A 4,414-nucleotide genomic window follows, 5' to 3' on the forward strand; every position below is an offset into this window, starting at 1 on the left:
CCTGGAGACGCACGGCACCATCCGCGACTTCGGCGCCGAGGGCTTCGAGCCCAAGGACCACCTGGAGCTGGGCCAGGTCCTCGGCGCGATCGACGTAGAGCGCGGCGCCAAGGTCTCCGGCTCCCGCTTCTACTTCCTCACCGGTGTCGGCGCCCTGCTGGAGCTGGCCCTGGTCAACGCGGCGATCGCCCAGGCCACCGCGGCCGGCTTCACCCCGATGCTGACCCCGGCGCTGGTCCGCCCGCAGTCGATGGCCGGCACCGGCTTCCTCGGCCAGGCCGCGCAGGACGTCTACCACCTCGACAAGGACGACCTGTACCTGGTCGGCACCTCCGAGGTCCCCCTCGCCGCGTACCACATGGACGAGATCATCGACGCCGACCGTCTGCCGCTGCGCTACGCCGGCTTCTCGCCGTGCTTCCGCCGCGAGGCCGGCTCGCACGGCAAGGACACCAAGGGCATCTTCCGCGTCCACCAGTTCGACAAGGTGGAGATGTTCTCCTACGTCACCCCCGAGGACTCGGAGGCGGAGCACCAGCGCCTGCTGGCCTGGGAGAAGCAGTGGCTGGCCTCGCTGGAGCTGCCGTTCCGGGTGATCGACGTCGCCACCGGTGACCTGGGCGCCTCGGCGGCCCGCAAGTTCGACTGCGAGGCGTGGATCCCGACCCAGGGCAAGTACCGCGAGCTGACCTCGACCTCGGACTGCACCGAGTTCCAGTCCCGCCGGCTGTCGATCCGCTACCGCGAGGGCAAGCAGGTCCGCCCGCTGGCCACGCTCAACGGCACCCTGTGCGCCGTACCGCGCACCATCGTCGCCATCCTGGAGAACCACCAGCAGGCCGACGGTTCGGTGTACGTGCCCGAGGTGCTGCGCCCGTACCTCGGCGGCCGGGAGGTCCTGGAGCCGGTGTCCCGGTGAGCTTCCCCTACGGGCTCGTCGCCACCGATCTCGACGGGACCCTGCTGCGCTCCGACGAGTCGGTCTCCGCGCGCACCCGTGACGCGCTCGCCGCGGCCACCGCGGCGGGCGCCGCGCACATCGTCGTCACCGGCCGCGGGGTCCCCTGGACCCGGCACATCCTCGACGACCTCGGCTACCGGGGCCTCGCCGTCTGCGGCCAGGGCGCCCAGGTGTACGACGCCGGCGAGCACCGCCTGCTGACGTCGGTGACCCTGGACCGCCAGTTGGCCGGGGTGGCCCTCGCCAAGATCGAGGCGGAGGTCGGCCCGCTGCACCTGGCGGCGAGCCGGGACGGCCTGGACGGTGAGGTGCTGGTGGGGCCCGGGTACGCGATCACCGGCCGGCTGCCCGCGACCCCGTTCACGGACGCCTCCGACCTGTGGACCGCCCCGCTGAACAAGATCTACATACAGCATCCGGAGCTGTCGGACGACGAGCTGGCCGAGGCCGCCCGCCGGGCCGCGGGCGGTTTCGTGACGGTCGCGATGGCCGGCGCGGGCATCGTGGAGCTGCTTCCGCTGGGCCTGTCCAAGGCCACGGGTCTCTCCCTGGCGGCCCGCCGGCTGGGGCTCAGGGCCGCGGACACGATCGCCTTCGGCGACATGCCCAACGACGTCCCGATGTTCGCCTGGTCCTCCCACGGCGTGGCCATGGCCAACGCCCATGAGGAGCTGAAGTCCGTGGCGAACGAGGTGACCGCCTCCAACGAGGACGACGGCATCGCGGTCGTCCTGGAGCGGCTGCTCGGCTGATCCCGCCCACGGGTGGGATGTGGCGCGCTGTTAGATTCGTCGGCCATGCGATCACGCGAGTACGACCTGGACTTCCGCGAACGCGCCGGCCGGACCCGCGCCTGGGGCATCGGCCTGCTGTCGCTGGCCGCGCTGCTGTGGGCCTGGTGCGCGGTGCTGCTGCTGACGCCGTACGAGGCGGAGCGCAAGCCCGACGACCGCTACCCGGACGCGTGCGAGTCCCGGCTGCTGACCGAGTACGGCACCGCCAACGAGGGGGTGCGGCACGGCGACTACTGCGCGAACGAACGCGACTGGCCCGAGGCGCTGGCCGTCCTCGGGCTGTCGATACCGGTCTCGGTCGTGGGCGTGGCGCTCTTCACGACGGGCACCCTGTCCCGCCGGATGAGCGCGCACGCGGAGGCCATGCGGGAACTGGACCGGATCGCCGACGCGCAGGCCGCCAGAAGCGCGACCGCGTGAGTCGTCGGCTGCTCGTAGGGGGTCGGTACTTGCGGAGGATGCACGGATCGAACGTGCGCGGGGGCGGACCCCCGACCACGGTTTAGCAAACCGGTGCCTTGCCACTCGGCCAATCCTCCGGGTGGGCGGCCCACGCGAGAGCGACATCGCGTGCTCGAAGCGGCCGCCCCGGGCAACTCCCCGTGCGTGGACTCCTCGGAGGGGTAACTACTCCGGAGTCCGCCGCCGGCTGCCCTGTCGGGAGCCGGACGTACTGCCGTGCATGGGCATCGTCCCGCTCCTCTCCCGGTCTGTGGGGACATCAACCAGTCTGCCCGGGGGACGAGTTGGGCGCCACCGAATAAAACAGGTGTGCTAGCGACGCCTACGTCCGCGACGGCGGGCCTTGCTGAAGAACCAGCCGGCGGGCGGTTCGTCGGAGCGCCAGGGCTGCGGCTCGGGCTCCTGTCCGCGCCAGCGGGCGGCGAGCATCCGGGCGCGGGCGGACGGCTCGGAGGTCCCGGCGGCCCGGACGAAGTCCTCGTCCAGGACGGGGACGTCCCAGCTCTCCTCGCCCTCGGAGGGTCCGTGACCGCCGTCGGCGCCGGCCGTGGTGTCGTCCGCCATTGCGTCCTCCTGGCCCGTGTGCGCACGGTTGCGTTCCGCCCAGTGTGACCGGGGGAAGGTGAAGCCGCCGTCAAGGGCGAGGGCGGCTTCACCTCCCGGCCGGCCGGGTCCCGGTTACTCCTCTTACTCCTCGCCCGCGAGGGTCAGCGCGCGCAGCTTCTGCCCGGCGTACCAGGTGGCCAGGACGGTCACCGCGACCAGGAACACCGTGGCCGTGGTGAGGCCGACGTCCGAGGTGACCAGGTCCCCGCCGGCGACCTTGTGGGCGACGGCCAGCGACCACTGCTGGACGCTGAGCGTGCGCGCCCCGGGCACCAGGGAGCCGAACAGGGCCTCCCAGACCAGCGCGTAGACGAGCCCGAACACCACCGCGTGCCGCGAGACGGTGCCCAGTAGCAGGAAGAGCGCCGCGTAGGCGATCGAGGAGACCAGGGCCGCGACCGTGTAGGCCACGGCGATCTGCTGGCCGTTGCCGTTGAGGATGAAGCCGGCGATCAGGGTCGGCAGGGCCGAGAAGACCATGGTGACGGCGACGGCCACGATCAGCTTGGTGAAGATGATCGTGGGCCGCTTCACCGGCTTGGACAGCAGATAGACCACGGAGCCGTCGTCGATCTCGGGGCCGATCGCGCCGGTGCCGGCGATGACGCCGATGATCGGCACCATCGTGGCGAGCGCGAGCCCTCCGAGCAGGTCGGCGGCGGTCTGGTCGTCGGCGCCGGCCAGGGCGCGCACCACCAGCGAGATCGCGATGAGCAGCAGGGGCAGGGCGCCCAGGATGAGGGCCCGGCGGCGGCCGAGCAGGGCCCGGTAGGTGAGCCGGGCGACTGTGGGGTCGTACATCTTCGGCCTCCTACGCGGCGACGAGATACGAGAAGACGGACTCGAGGGACTCGTCGGACGGCGAGACCGTGAGCAGCCGGATGCCGTGGTCCTTGGCCACGCGGGGCAGCAGGGTCGTGAAGCGGCCGAAGTCGACGGCCTGGACACGCAGGGCGTTCTCCGCGAGGTCGACCTCGATGCCGGAGGTGGAGGCGTCGGCGATGAGGGCGGCCGCGAGGGCGCGGTCGTCGCTGGAGCGCACCAGGTAGCGGTGCGGGCGGTCGGTCATCAGCCGGCGGATCTTGCGGAAGTCGCCGCTGGCCGCGTGCCGTCCGGCGACGACGACCTCGATGTGCCAGGCGAGCTGCTCGACCTCTTCGAGGATGTGGGAGGAGAACAGCACGGTGCGGCCCTCGTCGCCCATCCGCCGCAGCAGGTCCATGAGCTGCATGCGCTGGCGCGGGTCCATGCCGTTGAAGGGCTCGTCGAGCAGGAGCAGCGACGGCTCGTGGACGAGGGCGCTGGCCATCTTCACGCGCTGCCGCATGCCCTTGGAGTAGGTGGAGATCTTGCGGTCCTGCGCGTACTCCATCTCGACCGTGGCCAGGGCGCGCTGGGCCGCCTTGGCGCCCAGGCCGTGGAGTTCGGCGTTGGCGACGACGAACTCGCGGCCGGTGAGGAAGTCGTACATCGCCTCGCGCTCGGGGACGATGCCGATGTGCTTGTAGATCTCCTCGTTGCGCCAGACCGGCCGGCCGTCGAGGGTGACGGTGCCGGTGGAGGGGGCGAGGAAGCCGCCCATCATGTTGAT

Annotated in this window: 6 protein-coding genes and 1 tRNA gene; 3 read left to right on the plus strand and 4 right to left on the minus strand. The window is 71.6% G+C overall.

What is annotated here, in order from left to right:
- The 3 genes from serS to G6W55_RS36910 all read left to right on the plus strand — a co-directional run.
- Nucleotides 1–919: serine--tRNA ligase (gene serS, locus G6W55_RS36900; RefSeq protein WP_175524972.1), on the plus strand; the 919-nt coding region annotated here is incomplete at its 5' end.
- The gene (locus G6W55_RS36905) at nucleotides 916–1,713 is read left to right on the plus strand and encodes an HAD family hydrolase (RefSeq protein ID WP_175524973.1); all 798 of its coding nucleotides are present in this window, start codon (nucleotides 916–918) and stop codon (nucleotides 1,711–1,713) included. The genes serS and G6W55_RS36905, both read left to right, overlap by 4 nt.
- Before the next feature lie 45 nt (nucleotides 1,714–1,758).
- A complete protein-coding gene (locus G6W55_RS36910; RefSeq protein ID WP_175524974.1) occupies nucleotides 1,759–2,175 on the plus strand; it encodes a hypothetical protein in 417 nt (138 codons plus the stop codon).
- Between the two features lie 32 nt (nucleotides 2,176–2,207).
- On the opposite strand, the gene G6W55_RS36915 is transcribed toward G6W55_RS36910, so the two are convergent.
- From G6W55_RS36915 to G6W55_RS36930, 4 genes are all read right to left on the minus strand, one after another.
- Nucleotides 2,208–2,294: transfer RNA gene (locus tag G6W55_RS36915), tRNA-Ser, on the minus strand.
- 235 nt (nucleotides 2,295–2,529) lie between these two features.
- A complete protein-coding gene (locus G6W55_RS36920) occupies nucleotides 2,530–2,781 on the minus strand; it encodes a hypothetical protein (protein ID WP_175524975.1) in 252 nt (83 codons plus the stop codon).
- Nucleotides 2,782–2,904: 123 nt separating this feature from the next.
- On the minus strand, nucleotides 2,905–3,624 hold the full coding sequence (locus G6W55_RS36925; protein ID WP_175524976.1) for an ABC transporter permease subunit: 720 nt from the start codon (nucleotides 3,622–3,624) through the stop codon (nucleotides 2,905–2,907).
- A gap of 10 nt (nucleotides 3,625–3,634) precedes the next feature.
- A partial coding sequence (locus G6W55_RS36930) for an ABC transporter ATP-binding protein (RefSeq protein WP_175524977.1) occupies nucleotides 3,635–4,414 on the minus strand: 780 nt, incomplete at its 5' end.

Source organism: Streptomyces sp. CAI-85, assembly GCF_013363615.1.
GTDB lineage: Bacteria > Actinomycetota > Actinomycetes > Streptomycetales > Streptomycetaceae > Streptomyces > Streptomyces antibioticus_B.